The organism is Sphingobacterium paludis (assembly GCF_004364125.1).
GTDB lineage: Bacteria > Bacteroidota > Bacteroidia > Sphingobacteriales > Sphingobacteriaceae > Sphingobacterium > Sphingobacterium paludis.
Genome location: NZ_SNZV01000003.1, coordinates 372,259 through 394,888, shown reverse-complemented (window position 1 = coordinate 394,888; position 22,630 = coordinate 372,259). Strand labels below are relative to the sequence as shown.

Genomic DNA, 22,630 nt, shown 5'->3' with positions numbered 1-22,630 from the left:
TGTGCCTGGCGATATGCAGCCAGCACACGCTCAGGATTATCTTTTTGATGGATCGGCAACCGAAGTGATCCCTTTATAGCATTGACTAAACCGTTTTAATTCCCTAATTTAGGCGCAAATCAACTTGCACATGCTTCAAAACCTCAACCTATTCGCCCTTGCTATCGCTTTGTTTATTGGTTCACTTCCTACGCGAGCCCAGCAACGATTGACAGATCAGGTAAACGTATTTCTAGGCACCTCTGGCGATCACGGGCAGCTATCGCCCGGCGCCTCGTCTGCTTTCCACCAAATGAATATCGCACCGCAAACATCGCCACACCTACATGCAGGCTATGAACACTACGCGAAGAAAATTCTCGGTTTCACGCACAACAGGTTCGAGGGTGTTGGATGTATGGGAAGCGGGGGGCTGCTCTTGGTACAGCCCTATCTGGGCGATTCTGTACATGTATGGAACAAAGCGCAGGAGCAGGCTGGCCCCGGCTTTTATGAAGTACATATGAAAGAAGACCTTGAGGCGCGTTTCGCCGTTCACGAAAATGTAGGTGTTCATCAGTACAGCTTTAAAAAGGGAAAGAAAGGAATCAAACTTGTATTAAACCATGCTTTCAACGGTGCATTTGTTTCCAACACCTACAGCATACAGCAAGATGGCTTGCTGCTGGGCCAGATAAAAGCAAAAACGACATGCCATGTAGGAACCTATACGATTTACTATGCCATCGCTCTGCCTGAAGGAACTGTAAGGCGAAGTGAGCAGCTCGTTGATGTTGTTTTGCCCATGGAACTGGAGGAGGTAAACCTGAAGATAGCTTTCTCCGCGGTAGATGAAGCATCGGCTTTGCAAGCTCTTCAAAAAAACCAGGGAGAGGATTACCAATCGCTGAAAAACCGTTCGCAACAACATTGGGAAGAACAGCTGTCCCATATTGTGGTGAAGGGCGATGCCGAAAGACAAAAGTTATTTTACAGTCTGTTTTACCGCACATTGCAGTCGCCCTACCAAACCTCGGAAGAGAACGGCGCGTTTCGTGGTACGGACGGGAACCTACACCGCGCAAAAGGAAAGCGCTACCACGGGTGGGCGATTTGGGATAATTACAAAACGCAATTGCCTTTGCTAGCGCTGGCGTTTCCAAAGCGCTATCAAGATATCAGCAGCTCTATTGCTGATCTGTACCGATATGGCAAATACGATTTCGCCGGACCACACGAACCCGCAAACTCCGTACGCACGGAACACGCTGCGGTGGTATTGCTAGACGCCAAGAAAAAGGGGTTTGACGTCGATGTGCGCGGTATCACAGACTCGCTCATAAAAGATACCACCCGCTTTGATTTTTCGAAGCCAGATAAATACTTAGAAGCGGCGTATGATATGTGGGCAATGGCGCAACTTGTGCCGCGTGATGCACAACGGTATGTAGACCGCAGCAAAACGTATGCATCCATCTGGAATAAAGAATTTAAAGACATCTCAAAAAGAGATGTCGATCGCATGTCAGCGCGAAATATGTATCAAGGAACCATTCGGCAATACCGATGGAATGTTCCATATGATGTGGCTGGCTTAACGCAGTTGATAGGTGGCAAGGCCATCCTTACCAAGCAGCTGGATGATTTTTTTGATAACCACTATTTCAACCGAGCAAATGAGCCCGATATACAGTCGCCAACCCTTTATTATGCGAGTGACAAGCCTTGGCGATACCAGTCGCTTGTGCAGGAGCTTGCGCTAGATACGGTGGTACAATACTACTTTAACGACAACAGCCGTGGGATCGATCCACATATCGACCGTATTTACAAAAACGAGCCCAAGGCTTTTGTACGTACGATGGACGACGACGCCGGCGCGATGTCAGGTTGGTTTGTGATGACTGCCCTCGGCTTACACCAACCCTTGGTGGGCGAACCTATTTACTATGTCAATGTGCCCCTGTTCCCTGCTGTTACGTTAGGTAAAGGACGTTCTGCATTTACTATAGAGGTCATCAATTTTGGCGATAAAAATCGGTACATCCAACGGATCCGTCTGAACGGTAAAGATATCAACCGCCTCTGGCTGCGCCATGACGAGATTGCAAAAGGTGGACGCTTGGAAATTGAAGCTGGCGCAGACCCGTCTACTTATGGGGCAGACACCCTGTGGATCTCCGATCTCTCCAACGTTAACTCGAGGCAGCGGCAATAGTTGTGGCGTATGAGCTCCCTAATCGTCCCGCGTGCATTCGCCGGGCGATTATGCCCACCTAAAGAAGCGCTAAAAGTACGTCATGATTGTTAATGACATCATGATCCTTTTTTAAGGGAAGGTGCTTGCGGTACACTCATTTCCGTAAAGGATCCCAGCCTGCAAGCACGGCAGACTGTGTATAACGCTTCACATCCTTTTTACGAAGTTGTTTGGACCACGGAGCTCGCTTTGACAAGTCTTGGGCTCCCCTGCCCCCACTGGCATACTCCGCATAAAAGGCCGTCTTCTCTTTATCCGGGAAATTCTTATCGCCGGGCCAGGCATGCCAGCCCTCCGGCACGATATGTGTGCCCATAGTGCAGTTCAGAAAGACCGTCTGGGCATGCGGGCGCCAAGGTCGGCCCAGAAAAACCTTCGTTACCGTACTATCGTGCGCAATCAGGTTGCAGGATTGAAAGACAAAGCCATATGCATCCTCCCGACTGGTAGATGCTGCCGTGAGGTAAGAATTGGATAAGCTCTCTATCGTGCAGTTCAGAAAATATGCAGCTGCTCCACCAAAGATGAAATCTGTTGTGCCGCTGATGTGGCAATTTTCAATCATGTTTCGCGTGCCTCCTTTAGCAAGATAAAGGCTGTCTTGGTTTCCTAAAATCGCACAGTTGCGAATTAAAATACGATCACCCTCCGTGTGTAAAGCCACAGCCTGTCCTACACGGCCAGACGTATTCGCGATCGTTAGATCTTCCAGTGCACAGTCGTTTGCTCCTATGAACACGGTGTATGACGTGTAGGTGCTAAATTTTGTATTTCCGGTCACATCAATGCCGCGAAAGGGCTTCCCCGAATAGTCGTCAAAACGAATGATCGTTTTGTCTCTGCCCCCTCCCTTCAAGCTGATGTTGCGCTTAAAGGAAGGGATAACAACCTTCTCATTGTAAATCCCTGGTCTGATAAGGATAGTCACCCGTTTCTCCGCATGGTCGCGAACGTGGTTAATAGCTTCTTGTATCGTCTTAAAATCTGCGTCGCCTGTTTGAGAAACCGTCAACTCATACCTGTTGTCGATGGTCTGTGCAAAGCTAAAATTGTTCGCGAGGCAAAGCAGCAATACGATGAGTGTTTTATATGTGTCCATCTTTTTAGTGTATAGGTTCAATTCTAAACCAATCTATTTCGGCGTAGCCACTATCGTTGATGGTATTATCGCGCAGGGCATACAGGCCCAGTGTTGCTCCAATCCATTTGCCAGGCTTGGCGACGAATGTTTCCTTCAGCGATGTATAGGTTTTGCCGTCCAAGCTGTAAGACCAATTGCATACGCCGCCCTTGGCTACTGATACGCGTAAAAAAACGTAAGCTTCGTCTCCCACCTTAGCAAGCTCTTTGGCGGTTTCCTTTCCGCTCGTGAGACCCTCTTTACATACACCAAAAAATAGCGTTTGCTCTCCCTTCCCCTGCTTGATATACAGGTGGCTATAATCTTCGCCCACCACAGCAAAGCCTGCTCGTTCATTTGGAATTTTAGCATTGCCTACTAGACGCAACTTTGCTGTGGCCATAAATTCCTCTGCGGGAAACTTTTGGGTCAGTACATTGGGAACGTCTAATAAATTTTTTGCCCCTTCAGGTAGTTGCTTGGTATACAGCCGCAAGTGGCCGTCTTTGCTCGGCATCAGCCAGGTTCCATCGGGGTTGGCCTGCCACTGCCATTGTTTGCCGAGTCGAGGGCTGTCAAATTCATCAGATTCTGCAGGCGTTTCTATCGGGAATGTTTTGCCGACGTTAGGTTTTCGATGCTGCAAAACTGGCTCACCAATACCTGTGTTTGATTTATCTACACCAATGACCGGCCAATCGTTTTGCCACTTCATGGGCTGCAGATGAACGATACGCCCATAGGCTTCTTTATCTTGAAAATGAATAAACCAGTCTTCGCCAGTTTGCGTATCTACCCAAGCACCTTGATGCGGGCCGTTGATGGGCGAGCTCCCTTGTTCCATCACGACCTTCCGCTCATAAGGGCCATATATGTTTTTTGAACGGAGCACCAATTGCCAACCTGTCGACACGCCGCCAGCAGGCGCAAATAGGTAATAATAACCATTCCGCTTGTGTACTTTAGGACCCTCTATCGTAGGATCCAGCTCATGCCCATCATATACGATCGTTCCGCGGTCCAAGACCTGATCTCCGCTTTCGTTCAGTCGCGCTATCGACAAAACACTTTTTAACCCAGCTCGGCTGCCGGCATAGGCGAAGGCTAAGTAGTTTTGACCATCCTCATCCCAGAAGGGACAGGGGTCGATCAATCCTTTCCCTTCAAAAACCAATATCGGCGCAGACCATGCACCCGCCGGGTCTTTCGTCTTGGTCACATAAATCCCGTAATCCGGATCGGGGTAGTAGATATAAAACTCACCCTTATGGAAGCGTATCGATGGCGCCCAAACGCCATTGCCATGCTGCACGCTATTAAATACTGCAACCGGTTGCTGGTAGGGCAACACATGAGAAAGGATACGCCAATTAACCAAATCCTTCGAGTGGAGTAATGGAAGTCCTGGTGCGTGGTTGAAGCTAGAAGCAATCATGTAGTAATCATCGCCCACACGGATAGCATCCGGATCGGAATAGTCGGCATGCAAAATAGGGTTCCTGTACTGGCCATTGCCAAGATCGGCAACCCAAACGGAAGAAACGGTTTTCTCTTGTGCTATGGTTTTATAGCTAGAAATGAGCAGCGCAGTAATAGATAATAGTACGTACTTATTCATGGGTAGGGGTTTGATTTATAGTGGTATTCACAAGAATACGCAATTTGGCCAGCGAAACAAATAAAGTTTTGCGCAATCGTTGCCGGTAACGATTGCGTTTAATTATGTGGATAAATCCAAAAAAATGCAGAAATTCAGCTGCATAAATTCAGGTAAACCACGTTATAAATCCAGCGAATGAATAGGGCATTTTTTTTAGGTGTAAGCTTTCTTTCCATACTGACCATCTGTTGCGGATTGATGTTGCCGAAGAAGAAGCTCACGATTTGGATGATGGGCGATTCTACGATGGCGATCAAGGCTCCGAACAAGTTTCCAGAAACAGGCTGGGGCGTGGCTTTTGCGAAGCTCTTTAATGAGGATGTGATGATCAAGAATATGGCTAAAAACGGTCGTAGTACGAAGTCTTTTATACGCGAGGGTCTTTGGAACGAGGTTTACCGCGGTATACAGCCCGGCGATTATGTGCTGATACAGTTCGGCCACAACGATGAGAAGATCCACAAACCCAATACCGGCGTTACGATAGATGAGTACAAGAAAAACTTATCGCTATTTGTAAGGGCTGTGCAGGGAAAAAAAGCAACGCCCATTTTATTAAGTCCCATTGCGCGTCGCTCGTTCGTCGATGAAGAATTGCAAGACACGCATATGAATTATCCCACGGCCGTTCGCCAAGTTGCGGATAGCCTTCAGGCTTCTTTCCTGGATCTGACAGAACTTAGCACAGCGCTACTTGTTAAAGAAGGAGAGCTAAAATCACGGGAGCTGTTTTTGCATCTGCCGAAAGGCTCCCCCAACTATCCCGAAGGCGTTATCGACAATACGCACTTGAATGAAAAAGGGGCGGCATCCATCGCCGCGTTAGTGGCGAACGAATTACGCAGGCAAAGACATCCCTTGGCGAAAGAATTGAAGAAGTAAAACATACAAGATATAATGAGAAAACTTATTTGTGCGGAACCGGGCACCTTCGTGTACACCGAAGAAGAAATACCAACACCGGGCGTTGGAGAATCGCTATTGCGTATTCGCAAGATCGGCATCTGCGGAACAGATATTCATGCGTTTGCGGGTCGACAGCCATTTTTCAGCTATCCGCGGGTGCTGGGTCATGAGGTCGCTGCTGACTACGTTGAAGGTGATGCCCCAGGCTTTAGCAAAGGGGATAAAGTGACGGTGATTCCTTACTTTACAGCGGGGAAAGACATTGCATCGCGCATGGGGAAACCAAATTGTAGCACAGACATGCGCGTCTTGGGGGTGCATATTGACGGCGCCATGGCCGAGTATGTCGTGGTACCCTCGCACGCGATCCGCAAAGAAGAAGGGCTTGACTATGATGATCTCGTATTGGTCGAACCCTTGGCCATCGGTGCACACGGCATTCAGCGAGGAGGCATTATCCCCGGCGAATTTGTTCTTGTAATCGGTGCGGGGCCTATCGGTTTGGGGATTATCGCGTTGGCCAATATTGCCGGAGCAAAGGTCATCGCGCTCGATGTGGATGAAGCGCGACTAGCACATGCGCGCAATTTGGGCGCTAGCCATGTAGTATCTGCACGTGATGAAGATGTTTTGGCTCAACTGCAAAAACTGACAAACGGCGATATGCCAACCTTATTGTTTGATGCAACAGGAAATACGGCCGCCATTAACCATGCTTTTCAGTATATGGCACACGGCGCACGATATGTATTGGTGGGATTACAAAAAGAGGAAATTCACTTTAGCCATCCCGAATTTCATAAACGGGAGGGCACACTGATGAGCAGTCGGAATGCGGTCGGAACAGACTTCCAATATGTCATGGAACGTTTGCGTGACAAATCATTAAAGCCCGAACAGTTTATTACGCGGCGGGTGAAATTTATGGAAGCATCGGCGCTGTTCGCGGATCCGGCCTCGCCCCTAACCTCTGGAATAAAAACGGTGATCGAATTCGATTAACCGGCATTGCGAGCGGATACAACAGCAAGACTTACTGCATGCATCCTTATTTTCGTTAAACCACAAAAACGGATCGACATTGACCGTTCTACAGCAACGCAAACGTTACCGATAACGTTTGCGTTCTTAATTTCGGCTCTATGGGGGAGTAAAGCAAAATTTAATAGCTAAATTTCGGGGCAACCAATTGATGGGAAGTAGATTGTATGATAAAATATGTAAGCCTTTTGCTTTTATGTGCCCTGTTCTTTGTCCAAAACAGTTGGGCCAAAGACTATGATTTTGTGGTGGCGAAAGACGGTAGCGGGCAATTTACAACCGTTCAGGCGGCAATCGATGCGGTTCCTTCCTTTCGGAAAGAGACCACAACAATTTTTATAAAGAAGGGTATCTACAAAGAAAAAATTATCCTATCAGTGCCGAAGCAGCATATTAAGCTGGTTGGAGAAGATGTATCGGCCACTATACTCACTTTCGATGACTACGCACAGCGTAAAAATCTGTTCGGAGAAGACATCGGCACCTCAGGTTCGGCAAGTTTCTATTGTCTGGGGGATAACTTTACGGCAGAAAATATCAGCTTCGAAAATAGTGCCGGTCCTGTGGGGCAAGCAGTAGCCTTATGGGTTGCTGCAGATAAAGCAACCTTTATCAACTGCAGGTTTTTAGGCTTTCAAGATACGTTATACACGTATGGGAAGGGCGCTCGGCAGCTGTATGTACATTGTTATATCGAGGGCACGGTTGATTACATTTTCGGGTCTTCTACAGCTTGGTTTGAAGGTTGTGAGCTACATTGCAAAAATAGCGGCTACATTACCGCCGCATCCACACCCGAGACCTCATCATTCGGCTATATATTTAATAACTGCACCATAACAGGCTCGCCTGATGTGCAAACGTTTTATTTAGGACGACCATGGCGCCCTTATGCGAAAGTCGTATTCATGCATAGCAGCATCCCGGCTTTTATCAGCAAAGCCGGTTGGGACAACTGGGGGAAAGCGAGTAACGAGCAAACGGCTTTTTTTGCGGAGTATCACAATACCGGTGCCGGAGCTTTGTCACAAAGTCGTGTCAAATGGGCAAAACAGCTTTCCACACAAGAAGCGGAAAACATCTCGCTAACAGCGGTTTTCGGGGATTGGCAGGTTGACTTGCCCTCCGCAGATCATGCTCATCTCCGGTAACGATTGCATAGTTTTTTCTTTACAATGAGCAGCAAACACTGTAGACTTGTTAAAAGAATCGCTACCAATTTTAAGCAATATAATGATGATAAGAAATTCAATTAGAGGTAAAAGAATGAAGCAGACAGCCGTGCTGTTGCTTAGCCTATTTGGCCTATCGTACACTTCGGCACAGGAGCCTACACGACCAACCATAGCACAAGTTAGCTTTCCTCGAGATACCACCAATATCGCTACATTTGGCGCAAAGGGCGACGGGCAGTTCTTAAACACCGAAGCTATCAACAAAGCCATTACCTCTGTCAGTCAACAAGGCGGCGGTGTCGTATTGGTGCCTGCTGGACTATGGCTCACCGGCCCAATAGAAATGAAAAGCAATGTGAATCTCCATGTTGCGCGCGAGGCCGTTGTGTTATTTTCCGATAATTTTGATCACTATAAACTTGTCGAGTCAAATTGGGAAGGCGAGCCGGCTTGGCGTAACCAAAACCCTATCTCTGGAAAAAACCTGGAAAATATAGCCATCACCGGATCCGGCATTATCGACGGTAACGGCGGCGCGTGGCGTATGGTGAAACGCAGCAAAATGACCGAAACACAATGGAAGAATCTTGTTTCCTCGGGTGGCGTGGTTGATGAAAAAGCGAATATCTGGTATCCTTCAGAAAGCTCATTGCGAGGCGCACAGCAGAAAAAGGCCGGTGTTATACGTCCCGGCACAACGGTGGCCGATTTTAATGATGTAAAAGATTATTTGCGCCCGAACCTTTTGGTTTTTACATCCTGTAAAAAAATATTACTGGAGGGTGTGACTATTCAAAATTCGCCTGCCTGGAACCTACACCCGTTGATGTGTCAAGACTTAACGCTACGCAAACTATTGGTTCGCAACCCTTGGTATGCGCAAAATGGCGATGGTGTAGACATTGAATCCTGCAAAAATGTGCTGGTAGAAGATTGTACCTTCGACGTGGGCGATGATGGTATCTGCATCAAATCCGGACGAGACAAAGCAGGCCGCGATCGTGCGATGCCAACAGAAAACGTGATTGTCCGCAACAGCATTGTTTACCACGCCCATGGTGGCTTCGTAATCGGTAGCGAAATGAGCGGTGGCGCACGCAATATCTGGGTGGATGATTGCTCTTTCATTGGCACCGATATCGGTCTGCGCTTTAAAACGACTCGTGGTCGTGGCGGAGTAGTCGAGAATATCTTTATCAACAACATCAATATGGTTGATATTCCTGGCGAAGCCATCTTGTTTGATATGTATTACGCCGCTGTAGATCCAGTGCCGCTGATAGGCGATAAGAAGCAAGAAATAAAAGTGCAAAAGCTTCCCGTAACCGAGGAGACCCCGCGTTTCCAAAACTTTGTCATCCGAAATGTACAGGTTAACGGGGCCGATAAAGGAATATTTGTACGCGGATTGCCGGAAATGAATATCAAAAATATCACGATCGAAAACACTAATATTTTAGCAAAAAAAGGTATAGATATCATCGAGGCGGATGGTATACACTTGAAAAACGTGAAGCTTAACAGCAAGTCTTCTACGCCGCTTGTCCATATTCACAACGGGAAGAATGTCCGTATCGATGGCCTGACGCCTGTCAATGCGACGGATTTGCTGTTCCGGGTCGAAGGCGCGGAAAATAAAAATATAGCGTTGAGCAATTCCGCTTTACAAAGCGTCAAGCAGCAGAGCGAATTTATCAATGGCGCTAAAAAGACCGTACTTACTATCAAAAAATAAATCATAGACCAAGCATAGATGAAAAGGAATTTACTAGTTATTGTTTGTTTTTTACTGATTACGCCGGTCCTGCACGCACAGAAGGCCGTTTCGGAACAGATGGCGCTCACGGCTATGGACAAGCTCTTTAAAGATGCTCGATTTACGAATCCAGAAAAAGGGCCTACCTGGACCTATGACATGGGTGTGGTGCTGGAAGGCGTCGCAGAAGTTTGGCGAAATACGGCGGATCCTGTTTATTTCCAATACATTCAAAACTGGATGGATCAATATGTCAGCGAAGATGGCCACATCCGTAATTATAAAGCGACAGAATACAATATCGATCACGTAAAAAACGGCCGCTCCCTTTTATTTCTTTACAAAGTAACGGGCAAACAAAAATATCTGAAAGCAAGCGAAAAGCTATATGCGCAGCTCAAAACGCATCCAAGAACGAATGAAGGCGGTTTTTGGCACAAGCATATTTATCCGAACCAAATGTGGTTAGACGGTTTGTACATGGCACAGCCCTTTTATACAGAATATGCGGCTTTAATGGATATTCCAGAGATCTATGAGGATGTGGTAAACCAGTTTACCTACATGGAAAATCATGCACGAGATGCGAAAACGGGTCTTTTATACCATGGATGGGATGAATCGCGCAAAGAACGCTGGTCTGACCCTAAAACCGGCCTATCCAAGCATTTCTGGGGGCGCGGAATGGGTTGGTATGCCATGGCGTTGGTGGACGTGCTGGATAACTTCCCAGAAGATCATCCTCGGCGCAAGGAACTTATTCAAATTCTAAACCGCACTTTGACAGCTGCTGCGAAATTCCAAGATAAAAGGTCTGGCGTATGGTATGATATACTTGACCTAGGCACCCGCGAAGGCAACTATCTGGAGGCTTCGGCATCCAGCATGTTTGTATACGCGATGGCTAAAGCCGTAAGAAAAGGCTATGTTTCGTCTTCATTTCAAAAAAATGTAGACAGAGGGTATGCAGGCTTGCTGAAAGAATTTGTTACGCCGGCCGGTCAAGATCGAGTGGATCTAAACCGTGTGGTGGAAGTGTCTGGCCTGGGGGGTAAAAAATACCGCGACGGAAGCTTCGAGTATTACATGAGCGAACCGATTCGGACCAACGATCCTAAAGGTGTAGGCGCTTTCCTGTTAGCATCTTCGGAAGTGGAATTTGCAAAGCTCCCGAAAAAGAACAAGGCTGTCACGGTCACGCTAGATAATTTCTATAATAACGAATTCAAAAAAGGTCCAAGTGGCCAGCTGGAGCCTTACCATTACCTATGGAATGGTGATGACAATAATGGTTTTTCGTTACTAGGTCGAATTTTCGAACAACATGGTGCAACACTACACACCCTTAAGGATGCACCAAGTACCAAAACGTTAAGCAAAAGTGATATTTACATCATCGTCGATCCCGATACGGAAAAAGAAACAGCAAAGCCAAACTTCATGAATGAAGCCCAGGCCAAAGAAGTTGCCAAGTGGGTACATAAAGGTGGTGTACTGGTTTTATTATTGAACGATGCGGGAAATTGCGAGCTGACTAAGTTCAACGTACTTCCTCAGCAGTTTGGGATCACCTTTAACGAGGATAGTCGGAACCGGGTCAAAGGGGACCAGTATGAAACAGGTGCTATCGCCATTCCTGCTGGGACAGGTATTTTCGAGAAGACGAAGAACATCTATATTAAGGAAATATCGACCATGCAAATCAAAGATCCGGCAAAAGCCTTGGTGACAGATCAAGGAGACCATATCATCGCCACAGCGAAATACGGAAAGGGCACGGTATTCGCCATTGGCGACCCTTGGCTATACAACGAATATGTCGATGGTAGAAAGCTGCCCAAGACATATCAAAACTTTGACGCAGCAAACGAGTTGGTGAGCTGGTTGGTTAAGCAGGCAAAATAAAATAGGAACTGATAGCCTATTTTGGTGCAAGGAGACAGGATTTTTTGACCCAAGAAAGGCTTTCAATAAAGAGAAAAGATAAATAAGATAGTAGAATAGATCATGTTGCTTTCAAAAGAAAATTTAGAGAAAATAACGGCCAATCAGGTGGAGCTGCCCACGCAAGGCTCGTTTGCACTGCCCGAGCGTGTGCTGCAGTTTGGCACCGGTGTGCTGCTGCGCGGTTTGCCTGATTATTATGTAGATCAGGCAAATAAACAGGGCGTGTTTAACGGCCGCATCCTCGTCGTGAAATCGACCAGTAGTTCCGGTGCAGATGCTTTTGCTCAGCAAGACGGCCTGTATACCCTGTGCATTAAAGGAAAAAAAGACGGCAAGGAAGTTATTCAATATACGCTTAACAATGCCATATCACGGGTGCTGTCGGCGTCGACCGATTGGAACAGCATTTTAGAGGCGGCAAAGAACCCCGATCTGGTTGCTGTCTTTTCTAACACCACGGAGGTGGGTATTGTAATGAGTAATGATAAATTGACCGATGTACCGCCCGCCTCTTTCCCGGGTAAGCTATTAGCGTTTTTATTTGAGCGTTACCACTATTTCAAAGGTGACGCGGAGAAAGGTCTCGTGATATTACCGACCGAACTTATCTCGGACAATGCACAAAAGCTAAAGAAAATCTTATTGAGCCTTGCGGCACAAAATGAGTTGGATGCCGCATTCGTTTCATGGTTGGAAAGCGCCAATGATTTCTGCAACACGCTTGTCGACCGAATCGTTCCCGGGCGCCTACCCGCAGCAGAACAACAGGATACTGAAAATCTGTTGGGCTACGAAGATGACTTGATGATCATGGCGGAGCCCTTTAGCCTTTGGGCGATCGAGACGGCCTCGCCACGGGTGCGCGAAAAGCTTTCCTTTGCATCCGTAGATCCTGGAATCGTGCTGGTCCATTCCATTGATAAGTTTAAGGAAATTAAACTTCGCTTGTTAAACGGTACCCATACGCTAAGCTGTGCCGCAGCATTGTGGAGCGGCTTCGTCACCGTAAAAGAAGCGATGAACAACCAGGCTTTCAACGACTTTGTTCGTGGGCTTATGCAACAGGAAATCGGGAAAGCAATTTTAGATCAGTACATTGAACAGGCTGATGTGGATACCTTTTCCAGCAGTGTCATCGATCGGTTCAGTAACCCGTTCTTAGATCACCGCTGGGAAAATATTGCCCTAAATTTCACCTCGAAGATGAACATGCGCAATATTGCGCTCATCGAGAAGTGGTACAATAAAAATTTGGTTCCTCCGCAGCATATTGCCTTAGGCTTTGCGGCCTATCTGCAATTTATGAACACGCAACATGTGGATGGAAAATATTTACAAACCATTGGCGATGTGACGATTGCGCTGCAGGATGAATTTGCACCGCAGCTTCACGACTATTGGCAAGATAAAAGCACCGTGGCACATCGCGTATTGCGCGACGAAAGCTTATGGGGTAAAGATTTGAGTAAATACCCAGAATTTGAGCATACCGTACAGCGCTATCTAGACGAGATGGCGGAAAACGGTGTGTTGAAGACAATTGAAAAGTTAAATGCAGTATGGCAAGTAGAATATTAAGGATCCACCCGAAAGACAACGTGCTGGTTGCGTTGCAGGATCTATCAAAGGGCGAGGCGATAGAATTTGAAGGTATAAGCTATATCCTGGAAGACGACATTCCGGCGAAGCATAAGTTTTTTATGCAAGATATGCAACAGGCTGATGAGATATACATGTATGGCGTACTGGTTGGAAAGGCACAATATGCCATCCCACGCGGCGGCCTTATGAACACCGATAACACCAAGCATGCGGCCGATCCCTACACGTTCCGGCCGTACAACTACCATTGGGAAGCACCTGATGTATCGCGCTTTGAAGGCCGTACGTTTAACGGTTATGTACGGAATGACGGGCGCGTAGGCACAGCAAACTATTGGCTATTCATTCCTACCGTTTTTTGTGAGAACCGAAACCTCGACGTCATTAAAGAGGCGCTCTATAATGAGTTGGGTTACTCCGTAACCGGCAAATACCGTTCTTTCACGCACGAGCTTCTCGCCGCTTATGAGGATGGGCAAGATATTGCCAACCTTTCTCCTGATGCGCTGAGCGTGGCCTCCCATACGAAGAATCGGGTGTTCAAAAATGTAGATGGCATCAAGTTTCTTAACCATCAAGGCGGCTGCGGCGGTATTCGTCAAGATGCGGCCGTGCTGGGCAAACTACTAGCTGCTTATGCCGATCATCCTAATGTAGCAGGTGTAACGGTGTTGAGTTTGGGTTGCCAGAACTTGCAGCTTACGGATTTGATGGATGATATCAAGGCGCGGAATCCACAGTTTGCCAAGCCGATGTTTGTTTTCGAGCAACAGCAGTCGAAAAGCGAAGAACAACTGATTAAAGAAGCCATACAGAAAACGTTTGCTGGCCTGGTAGAAATCAATAAGCTCAGCCGCCAACCCGTGCCATTGAGTAAGCTTACCTTAGGGGTGAAGTGTGGTGGTAGCGATGGTTTCAGCGGCATCTCGGCTAATCCCGCCGTTGGTTATACCTCAGACCTCTTGGTCGCTTTAGGTGGAAAAGTGCTGCTGGCGGAGTTCCCTGAGCTTTGCGGCGCGGAACAAAACCTTATCGACCGTACCATTGAGCCCGATGCGGCCCATAAATTTATAGCGCTGATGGGAGCTTACAGCCAAGCGGCAGAAAACGTAGGTTCCGGGTTTCATATGAACCCATCACCGGGGAACATCCGCGACGGTTTGATTACGGATGCTATTAAAAGTACCGGCGCCGCAAAAAAAGGCGGCAACTCGCCGGTTGTCGATGTGCTGGATTACACCGAGGAAGCCACAAAATCGGGGCTCAGCCTGGTGTGCACCCCCGGCAATGATGTCGAAGCAACGACAGGAAAAACCGCATCCGGAGCCACGTTGATCCTCTTCACCACGGGATTAGGTACACCAACGGGAAATCCGATTTGTCCGGTTATCAAAGTAGCAACCAACAACGCCCTCGCCGCTCGCATGGCCGATATCATTGATATCAACACAGGTGCCATCATCGACGGCGAAAAAACCATTGCGGAAATGGGTGAAGATATCCTTGAATATTGTATCAAAGCAGCTAGTGGCGAAGTAATCCCGAAAGCTGTTCAGTTAAATCAAGACGATTTTATTCCTTGGAAACGCGGAGTAAGTCTATAACAACAACAAGCATGAAAGCATTTTTAGACGAAAACTTTTTATTACAGAGCAAAACGGCGCAGGATCTTTATCATCAATTTGCAAAGCACCTGCCCATCATTGACTATCATAACCATTTAATTCCAGAGCAGATCGCGAATAACAGCCGCTTTGATAACATCAGCCAGGTGTGGCTAAACGGCGACCACTACAAGTGGCGGGCTATGCGCGCCAATGGTGTAAATGAGCAATACATCACGGGTGATGCTTCTGACAAAGACAAGTTCTTAAAATGGGCAGAAACAGTGCCCTACACCTTGCGTAACCCCTTATACCATTGGACGCACCTGGAGTTGCAGCGGTATTTTGGTATCACCGATCTGCTGTCGCCGAAGACTGCGGAGAAAATATATGAAGAAACGGCAGCGAAGCTTGCTGAGCCAGGTTATGACGTTCGCGGTCTTTTACAAAAGATGAATGTAGAAGTCGTGTGTACGACAGATGACCCTATCGATGCGCTCAACTTCCACCAGCAGTTTGCCGCAGCGCAAAATAGCCTAAAGATGTTACCGGCCTTTCGACCAGACAAAGCGATGAACGCGGATGACGTGGATGCCCTAAACGCTTATATCGATCAGGTAGAGTCGGTTACGAATACATCAATCGGAAGCTACCATGAGTACCTTGATGCTTTGAAGAGCCGGCATGACTTCTTCGCAGAAAATGGCTGTTCGGTTTCGGATCACGGGTTGGAGCAGATTTATGCCGAAGATTACACGGACGAAGAGATCGCAGCTATTTTTCAGAAGATCCGTGCGAAGCAAGCTTTAAGCTATAGCGAGAACCTAAAGTTCAAATCGGCCATGTTGGTCCAATTTGCAGAATGGGATCATGAAAAAGGCTGGGTGCAGCAATATCACTTGGGCGCTTTACGCAACAACAACGCACGCATGCTGCGCGTAAACGGCCCCGATACCGGTTGGGATTCAATCGGCGATTTCTCTCAAGCACGGGCGTTGTCTAAATTCTTAAACCGCTTAGACAACCAAGATCGCTTGGCCAAAACGATTCTTTACAACTTAAATCCAGCGGATAACGAATTGATGGCCACGATGATCGGCAATTTCAACGACGGCTCGATAAAAGGGAAAGTACAATTTGGATCGGCTTGGTGGTTTTTGGATCAGAAAGATGGTATGACCAAACAGATCAACGCACTATCCAACATGGGTTTACTAAGCCGTTTGGTGGGTATGCTTACCGATTCGCGCAGCTTTTTATCATTTCCAAGGCATGAATATTTCAGAAGACTGATCTGTGATATTTTCGGTGAGGATATCGAGAAAGGCGAATTGCCAAATGATTTGGAATGGATTGGCAAAATTGTAAGCGACATCAGCTACAACAATGCAAAAGAATACTTTAATTTTAAATAATGCATAGCGGAAACGTGCTCAGTTTCGGGGAAATCCTCTTACGTATCTGTCCAGACCTGGCGACGGATTGGGTAGCCGAAGGGGCCTTGCCATTTTACATTGGCGGAGCCGAACTTAACGTTGCTACGGCGCTTTCCCTCTGGGAGGTGCCTTCCTCCTACCTCTCGGCGATGCCCCGAAATGCCATCAGCGAGGGCATTGCGCAGCATCTGCACAACAAAGGGGTGAACCTCGAGCCCATGCGTTGGCAAGGCGATCGGATAGGAATATACTACTTGCCGAAGGGCAAGGATGTAAAAAATGCGGGGGTAGTATACGATCGTGCTGGTTCTTCCTTTGCGAATCTGAAAAGAAATGATATAAACTGGGACACTGTTTTTCATGGCGTGACCTGGTTTCATTTCTCCGCTATCTGCCCTGCCATAGGTGTTGAGCTCGCGGAAATATGCTTGGACGCTGTGCTTGCGGCCAAGGAAAAAGGAATTACCGTTTCGCTGGATCTGAACTATCGCGCTAAGCTTTGGAAATATGGTAAAGATCCTATTGATGTAATACCGGACCTAGCGGCACATTGCAAGCTTATTATGGGTAATATCTGGGCCGCACACAAGATGCTCGGAATAAGCCTTGATGAGCTGTTTAAGGTTGATCAGCTGGAGTATCCAAAAGAAGCCTTGCTCGAACAAGCGGCCAAAACCAGCAAAGAGATTACTGACCGTTATACAAACTGTCAGTATGTTGCGAATACGTTCCGTTTTAACCATTTTGAGAAAGGCATAAAATACTACACATCCCTGTATGTGCAGGATGCCCTTTTGGTATCAAATGAGTATCTTTCGGAAAACATTATCGATAAAGTAGGTAGTGGTGACTGCTTTATGGCAGGATTGATCTACGGGCTTTATCACGAACGTACGGCTAGCGATACGCTTGAGTTTGCGACAGCAGCAGCCTACGATAAATTATTTATTCCAAGTGATGCGACCGTAAGTTCGGCATCAACCATAGAAAAAAGAATAAAACATGACTAAAAGAAAAGAGGTCTTAGACGCTATTTCAACACAAGGGATGCTTCCTTTATTTTTTCACACCGACGTGCAAGAGAGCGTGCATATCGTGCGCACATTGTATCAAGCGGGCATCCGCGTTTTCGAATTCACCAATCGTGGAAGCGAAGCCCCAGCGGTATTTGAAGCATTGCTGGCGGCCCGCGATGCAGAAATGCCCGGTTTACATTTAGGCATTGGCACCATAAAAAATACGGACGAGGCTAGCCAGTTTATCGCACTGGGGGCAGACTTTATTGTGGCGCCCATTGTTACGCCTGCCGTCGGCGAACTTGTTCATCAAGAGGAGCTTTTATGGATTCCAGGCTGTATGACGCCAACGGAAATCACGCTTGCGCAAACACATGGAGCTTCGCTGATTAAGCTTTTTCCGGCCAATATTCTCGGACCCGGCTTTTTATCCGCCATCCGAGAATTGTTCAAAGGCCAACTTTTTATGCCCACGGGCGGCGTAGATCTAGAGCTGGAAAACCTCCAATCATGGTTCAAAGCAGGGGTTTGTGCCGTCGGCATGGGCAGCAAGCTAATTGATCCTAAGCGCGTAGATGGACTCGCAGAACGAACAACGCAAGCTTTGTCCTTGGTAAAACAGGCGCAACAAAGTTAAAAACCCGTCTGAAAAGCTGGAGGCTATCGTCATGGTACTATAGCGCCCAAATGACGACGCAATCTTATCGTTAACACCATGCTGATTGCGTTGTTACAAGTTCTTGCGATGACGGATTTTATAGGCCATCATACCTTTTTTAGAAAGCACATCAACACATACGTCGTAAACCATAATTTTGATATTTTTATTTTAACATTTTAATTTCCAAGCTACCAATGACTAATGAAAAAAAGGGAAACTACAGGTGGACGATCTGCGCCCTCCTGTTTTTTGCGACCACGATAAACTATATGGACAGGCAGGTGCTATCCCTGACCTGGAAAGATTTTATTAGTCCAGAATTTCACTGGACTAACAGTGATTATGGACTGATTACAGCCTTGTTTTCCATTTTCTACGCTGTAAGTATGCTATTTGCAGGGCCTTTTGTGGACTGGATGGATACCAAAAAGGGGTTTCTTTGGGCTATTGGCGTATGGTCATTGGGGGCGATATTGCATGCATTCTGTGGTATTGCAACCTCAGGAATCGTGGCCGGCGAATGGTTTGTGGGCTTTGAAGGCGCAAAACATGCCATTGGCCAAGTTCAAGACGTAGCCCGAGTTATCAATGTCAGTGTCGTATTGTTCATTTTTGCGCGTTTTGTTTTAGCCGTGGGCGAGGCGGGAAATTTTCCAGCTGCCATCAAAGCTACTGCGGAGTACTTTCCAAAAAAAGATCGTGCCTTAGCGACCAGTATCTTTAATGCCGGCGCAACTATAGGTGCCCTGGCTGCTCCCCTCTCTATTCCTGTCATCGCAGCCTATTGGGGTTGGGAGATGTCTTTCATTATTATTGGTGCATTAGGCTTTGTCTGGATGGGATTTTGGGTCTTCTTGTACAATAAGCCACATCGAAATCCAAAAGTAAATGCCGCCGAGCTGGTATACATCATGCAGGATGGCGATCATGAAGAAGAGACAACGCCGGAAATGGCTGTCCCTGTCGTGAAAAAGAAAATGTCTTTGGCTACATGCTTCAAATACAAGCAAACGTGGGCCTTTGCTTTTGGTAAGTTTATGACAGATGGTGTTTGGTGGTTTTTCCTGTTTTGGATGCCAGCCTATCTTTCCGCCGTGTATGATATTAAATCGTCAGACACGGAAGGGCAACTCGCTATTTTCGTATTGTATCTGATCACCTTACTATCGATTATCGGTGGCTGGCTACCGACATACTTTGTCGATAAGAAAGGATTAAACCCTTATGACGGGCGCATGAAATCCATGCTCATCTTTGCCTTCGTTCCCTTGACTGTATTATTCGCGCAGCCCTTAGGCCATATTTCGTATTGGATCCCTGTTTTGCTAATCGGATTGGCGGGTGCGGCACACCAATCTTGGTCTGCCAACATCTTCTCGACTGTCGGAGATATGTTTCCGCGACGTGCGATAGCTACGGTGACCGGTATCGGTGGGCTTGCTGGTGGCGTGGGCTCCACGTTTATCAATTTTTTCTCTGGAAAATTGTTTGATCATGCAAAGGAAACGCAAATGACATTTTTGAATTTTCAAGGTGAAGAGGCTGGCTACTTTATTGTGTTCTCCTTCTGCGCTGTTGCTTACTTGATTGCTTGGGTAGTCATGAAAAGCCTGGTGCCGCGCATGGAGTTGATCAAAGATTAACCACATCGACTTATTTTAATACCTAAATAGTTTTAACAATGGAGTTAGATTTAGAAAGCATATTTTACGGGGAGGAAGATATCCCCGCCGAATATGCATTACAAGAGCAAATCGATCAACGCGAGTTCTTGTCGAATGGTGAGATGTTGCCCTGGACGGGCCAGGTTAGTGAGGTGTTTTCTCCGATCTGTGTGAAAACAAAAGATGGGCTTCAACGAAAGCGCATCGGCAGTTATCCGGTATGTACCGAGAAAGAATCTATGGAAGCTTTAGACGCAGCGGTGAAAGCATATGACAATGGCCGCGGCGAATGGCCCACGATGAGCGTCGCTGACCGGATTGCCTGTGTGGACCGCTTTACGCAGAAGATGATTGATAAGAAAGATATCGTCGTCAAGCTCATCATGTGGGAGATTGGGAAATCGTTCACTGATTCTGTGAAAGAATTTGACAGAACCGTGGAATACATATATGCCACGATCGATGCCTTGAAAGATGTCGATCGCGACTCTTCGCGTTTCCAGATTGAGCAGGGTATCATCGCGCAAATAAGACGTTCGCCACTGGGCGTTGTGCTGTGTATGGGACCATTCAACTACCCATTGAACGAAACCTTTACCACACTTATTCCTGCCCTCATTATGGGTAATACACTTTTATTCAAACCACCGAAACACGGTACGCTTTTGCACTATCCTTTGTTAGATGCCTTCCGCAGCAGCTTTCCAAAAGGTGTTGTCAACACGATTTACGGTCGTGGAAACAAAATTGTTCCGCAATTGATGCAGTCCGGCAAAATCAATGTTTTGACGCTGATCGGATCAAGCCGAGTGGCTGATGAGTTGAAGAAGTTGCACCCCCGTGTAAACCGCTTACGTGCTATTTTAGGGTTGGATGCAAAAAATGCCGCCATTATCACCAAAGACGCAGATCTAGATCTGGCTGTTTCGGAAACCGTATTAGGCTCCTTGTCGTTCAACGGACAGCGCTGTACGGCATTGAAGATTATTTACGTGCATAGAAGTATTGCACAGGAATTTTTGAAAAGGCTAAGTGCAGAAGTAGGGAAGTTGAAGTATGGCATGCCTTGGGAAAAGGGCGTTGCGTTAACACCGCTACCGGAAGTCAATAAGCCCGCTTATTTGACCGAATGCCTGGAAGATGCGAGAAGCCACGGCGCGAAGGTTGTTAATGAGCATGGCGGCGAAACCGTAGAATCTTTCTTCTATCCGGCTATCGTCTACCCGGTCAATGCGCAGATGAAGCTGTACCGCGAAGAGCAATTTGGGCCGGTTATTCCTGTCGTTCCATTTGACGACTTAGAAGAGCCAATCGAATACCTTATCGAATCTTCGCACGGGCAGCAGGTTAGTATTTTCAGTAATAATGCAGCGGTTATATCCTCTTTGATTGATCCATTGGTAAACCAAGTGAGCCGAGTAAATATCAACGCCCAATGCCAGCGCGGGCCAGACACTTTTCCGTTTACCGGCCGCAAAGATAGCGCCGAGGGTACCTTGTCTGTTGTCGACGCCTTGCGCTCGTTCTCGATACGGTCGTTGGTAGCCACCAAAAATACGGACAAGAACAAGAAATTATTGAACGAAATTGTTCGCGACGACAGTTCAAATTTCCTGAGCACAAAGTATATTTTTTAATTTTCTCTTTTCGTGCGGGTAACAGCAATGTTGCCCGCACGTATTCGAGTAAGCTCCAGCAAGCTTGGCTTTCTCGTCTATTTTGGGTATCATTACGTAATTTTACTCACATGGCGTTCGAAAACTACACGATAAAAGATATTGCCAGGGCTTTAAACCTCTCTCCTTCAACGGTCTCTCGGGCATTGCGGGATAGTTACGAGATAAGCACGGAAACAAAGCAAATCGTATTGGCCTATGCAGAAAAGATCAATTACCGAGCAAACCCCATCGCCCGCAGCTTGAAAGAGCGCAAAAGCTACAGTATCGGTATCATTGTCAGTGAAATTGCTAATAATTTCTTTTCACAAGTAATTGACGGCATCGAATCGGTGGCTTACAGCAAAAACTATCAGGTGGTGATCTCGCAGACGCATGAGTCTGCGGAGCGGGAGCGCCTGAATGTGGAACACCTTTACTCGCGATCTACCGACGGGCTACTGATGGCCCTATCGGCTGAAACAAGCGACTGCTCCTATCTTGAAAACCTCATGGCGAAGGGTTTCCCCATTGTGTTTTTCGACCGCGTACCTGCACAGATTCGTTCGCATAAAGTGATTGCAGACAATAAGCAAGGTGGGTATGAAGCGGTCCGCTATCTGTCTAAAAAAGGATGTAAAAGAATAGCGCATGTAACGGGCGCAAAAAAGCTCTCCATTACCAAAGAACGTCTGGAAGGGTATAAAATGGGCTTGCTCGCCCACAACCTTGATTTTGATCCGGAACTGGTTAAATATTGCGAGTATGGCGGCCTGCACCAAGGTGAACTGGAAAAGGTGGTAACAGAACTGCGCGATCAAGATTATGACGGCATTTTCATATCGGGGGACAAGTTAACAACAGGCTATCTGCAAGCCATGAACGAACAGGATAGCCAGAAACTTGACAGCATCATTATTGCTGGATTTACCAATTCTAAAGTGGTGAATATCTTTTCGCCCACGATTACGGCCATAAGGCAGCCTGCTTTCGATATGGGACAGCGGGCAGCGGAACTTCTTATCCAACAAATTGAATCCAAGCAAACAGTTACCGATTTTCAAACGGTGATACTACCGACCACACTCATCGAAAGAAAATAAAATTCCCCCACCATAGGGCAGGGGAATGAATATACGTACAGGCGC

The 22,630-nt window shown here is 47.0% G+C and carries 16 protein-coding genes; 14 read left to right on the top strand and 2 right to left on the bottom strand.

Annotated features, from left to right (window positions below):
• Nucleotides 1-130 precede the first annotated feature (130 nt).
• Nucleotides 131-2,197 carry a glycoside hydrolase domain-containing protein gene (locus B0I21_RS07820; protein WP_133639906.1) on the top strand — a complete coding sequence of 689 codons (2,067 nt, stop codon included), beginning with the start codon at nt 131-133 and terminating at the stop codon, nt 2,195-2,197.
• A gap of 136 nt (nt 2,198-2,333) precedes the next feature.
• Here the strand turns inward: B0I21_RS07820 and B0I21_RS07815 are convergent, their stop codons facing one another.
• Complete coding sequence (locus B0I21_RS07815) at nt 2,334-3,338, bottom strand: pectinesterase family protein (protein ID WP_133639905.1); 1,005 nt, start codon at nt 3,336-3,338, stop codon at nt 2,334-2,336.
• Between the two features lie 4 nt (nt 3,339-3,342).
• Entirely contained in the window at nt 3,343-4,977 is a 1,635-nt protein-coding gene (locus B0I21_RS07810) for a glycoside hydrolase family 43 protein (RefSeq protein WP_133639904.1), read from the bottom strand.
• A 177-nt stretch (nt 4,978-5,154) separates the two neighbouring features.
• Between B0I21_RS07810 and B0I21_RS07805 the strand changes: the two genes are divergently transcribed.
• From B0I21_RS07805 to B0I21_RS07745, 13 genes are all read left to right on the top strand, one after another.
• Nucleotides 5,155-5,901, top strand: a complete 747-nt coding sequence (locus B0I21_RS07805) for a rhamnogalacturonan acetylesterase (RefSeq protein WP_133639903.1) — start codon at nt 5,155-5,157, stop codon at nt 5,899-5,901.
• Between the two features lie 15 nt (nt 5,902-5,916).
• Nucleotides 5,917-6,927: a zinc-binding alcohol dehydrogenase family protein gene (locus tag B0I21_RS07800; protein ID WP_133639902.1), complete on the top strand. Its 1,011-nt coding sequence runs from the start codon at nt 5,917-5,919 to the stop codon at nt 6,925-6,927.
• A 206-nt stretch (nt 6,928-7,133) separates the two neighbouring features.
• Complete coding sequence (locus tag B0I21_RS07795) at nt 7,134-8,117, top strand: pectinesterase family protein (protein ID WP_133639901.1); 984 nt, start codon at nt 7,134-7,136, stop codon at nt 8,115-8,117.
• 115 nt (nt 8,118-8,232) lie between these two features.
• A complete protein-coding gene (locus tag B0I21_RS07790; RefSeq protein WP_133639900.1) occupies nt 8,233-9,876 on the top strand; it encodes a glycoside hydrolase family 28 protein in 1,644 nt (547 codons plus the stop codon).
• 18 nt (nt 9,877-9,894) lie between these two features.
• Entirely contained in the window at nt 9,895-11,802 is a 1,908-nt protein-coding gene (locus B0I21_RS07785; protein WP_133639899.1) for a glycoside hydrolase family 88 protein, read from the top strand.
• A gap of 102 nt (nt 11,803-11,904) precedes the next feature.
• Nucleotides 11,905-13,422: a tagaturonate reductase gene (locus tag B0I21_RS07780; protein WP_133639898.1), complete on the top strand. Its 1,518-nt coding sequence runs from the start codon at nt 11,905-11,907 to the stop codon at nt 13,420-13,422.
• Nucleotides 13,404-15,050, top strand: a complete 1,647-nt coding sequence (locus B0I21_RS07775; RefSeq protein ID WP_133639897.1) for a UxaA family hydrolase — start codon at nt 13,404-13,406, stop codon at nt 15,048-15,050. The genes B0I21_RS07780 and B0I21_RS07775 overlap by 19 nt, the downstream gene beginning before the upstream one ends.
• A gap of 11 nt (nt 15,051-15,061) precedes the next feature.
• On the top strand, nt 15,062-16,465 hold the full coding sequence (uxaC, locus tag B0I21_RS07770) for a glucuronate isomerase (protein WP_133639896.1): 1,404 nt from the start codon (nt 15,062-15,064) through the stop codon (nt 16,463-16,465).
• Nucleotides 16,465-17,496, top strand: a complete 1,032-nt coding sequence (locus B0I21_RS07765; RefSeq protein WP_133639895.1) for a sugar kinase — start codon at nt 16,465-16,467, stop codon at nt 17,494-17,496. The genes uxaC and B0I21_RS07765 overlap by 1 nt, the downstream gene beginning before the upstream one ends.
• Nucleotides 17,489-18,139, top strand: a complete 651-nt coding sequence (locus B0I21_RS07760; RefSeq protein ID WP_133639894.1) for a beta/alpha barrel domain-containing protein — start codon at nt 17,489-17,491, stop codon at nt 18,137-18,139. The genes B0I21_RS07765 and B0I21_RS07760 overlap by 8 nt, the downstream gene beginning before the upstream one ends.
• A 218-nt stretch (nt 18,140-18,357) precedes the next feature.
• Nucleotides 18,358-19,806, top strand: a complete 1,449-nt coding sequence (locus B0I21_RS07755) for an MFS transporter (RefSeq protein WP_133639893.1) — start codon at nt 18,358-18,360, stop codon at nt 19,804-19,806.
• A gap of 38 nt (nt 19,807-19,844) precedes the next feature.
• Nucleotides 19,845-21,464: an NADP-dependent glyceraldehyde-3-phosphate dehydrogenase gene (locus B0I21_RS07750; protein ID WP_133639892.1), complete on the top strand. Its 1,620-nt coding sequence runs from the start codon at nt 19,845-19,847 to the stop codon at nt 21,462-21,464.
• 110 nt (nt 21,465-21,574) lie between these two features.
• Complete coding sequence (locus tag B0I21_RS07745) at nt 21,575-22,585, top strand: LacI family DNA-binding transcriptional regulator (protein ID WP_133639891.1); 1,011 nt, start codon at nt 21,575-21,577, stop codon at nt 22,583-22,585.
• Nucleotides 22,586-22,630 lie beyond the last annotated feature (45 nt).

Bases quoted from the DNA above. Each gene is read 5' to 3' on its own strand.
- B0I21_RS07820 (WP_133639906.1), top strand. From the start codon at position 131: ATGCTTCAAAACCTCAACCTATTCGCCCTTGCTATCGCTTTGTTTATT.
- B0I21_RS07815 (WP_133639905.1), bottom strand. From the start codon at position 3,338: ATGGACACATATAAAACACTCATCGTATTGCTGCTTTGCCTCGCGAAC.
- B0I21_RS07810 (WP_133639904.1), bottom strand. From the start codon at position 4,977: ATGAATAAGTACGTACTATTATCTATTACTGCGCTGCTCATTTCTAGC.
- B0I21_RS07805 (WP_133639903.1), top strand. From the start codon at position 5,155: ATGAATAGGGCATTTTTTTTAGGTGTAAGCTTTCTTTCCATACTGACC.
- B0I21_RS07800 (WP_133639902.1), top strand. From the start codon at position 5,917: ATGAGAAAACTTATTTGTGCGGAACCGGGCACCTTCGTGTACACCGAA.
- B0I21_RS07795 (WP_133639901.1), top strand. From the start codon at position 7,134: ATGATAAAATATGTAAGCCTTTTGCTTTTATGTGCCCTGTTCTTTGTC.
- B0I21_RS07790 (WP_133639900.1), top strand. From the start codon at position 8,233: ATGAAGCAGACAGCCGTGCTGTTGCTTAGCCTATTTGGCCTATCGTAC.
- B0I21_RS07785 (WP_133639899.1), top strand. From the start codon at position 9,895: ATGAAAAGGAATTTACTAGTTATTGTTTGTTTTTTACTGATTACGCCG.
- B0I21_RS07780 (WP_133639898.1), top strand. From the start codon at position 11,905: ATGTTGCTTTCAAAAGAAAATTTAGAGAAAATAACGGCCAATCAGGTG.
- B0I21_RS07775 (WP_133639897.1), top strand. From the start codon at position 13,404: ATGGCAAGTAGAATATTAAGGATCCACCCGAAAGACAACGTGCTGGTT.
- uxaC (WP_133639896.1), top strand. From the start codon at position 15,062: ATGAAAGCATTTTTAGACGAAAACTTTTTATTACAGAGCAAAACGGCG.
- B0I21_RS07765 (WP_133639895.1), top strand. From the start codon at position 16,465: ATGCATAGCGGAAACGTGCTCAGTTTCGGGGAAATCCTCTTACGTATC.
- B0I21_RS07760 (WP_133639894.1), top strand. From the start codon at position 17,489: ATGACTAAAAGAAAAGAGGTCTTAGACGCTATTTCAACACAAGGGATG.
- B0I21_RS07755 (WP_133639893.1), top strand. From the start codon at position 18,358: ATGACTAATGAAAAAAAGGGAAACTACAGGTGGACGATCTGCGCCCTC.
- B0I21_RS07750 (WP_133639892.1), top strand. From the start codon at position 19,845: ATGGAGTTAGATTTAGAAAGCATATTTTACGGGGAGGAAGATATCCCC.
- B0I21_RS07745 (WP_133639891.1), top strand. From the start codon at position 21,575: ATGGCGTTCGAAAACTACACGATAAAAGATATTGCCAGGGCTTTAAAC.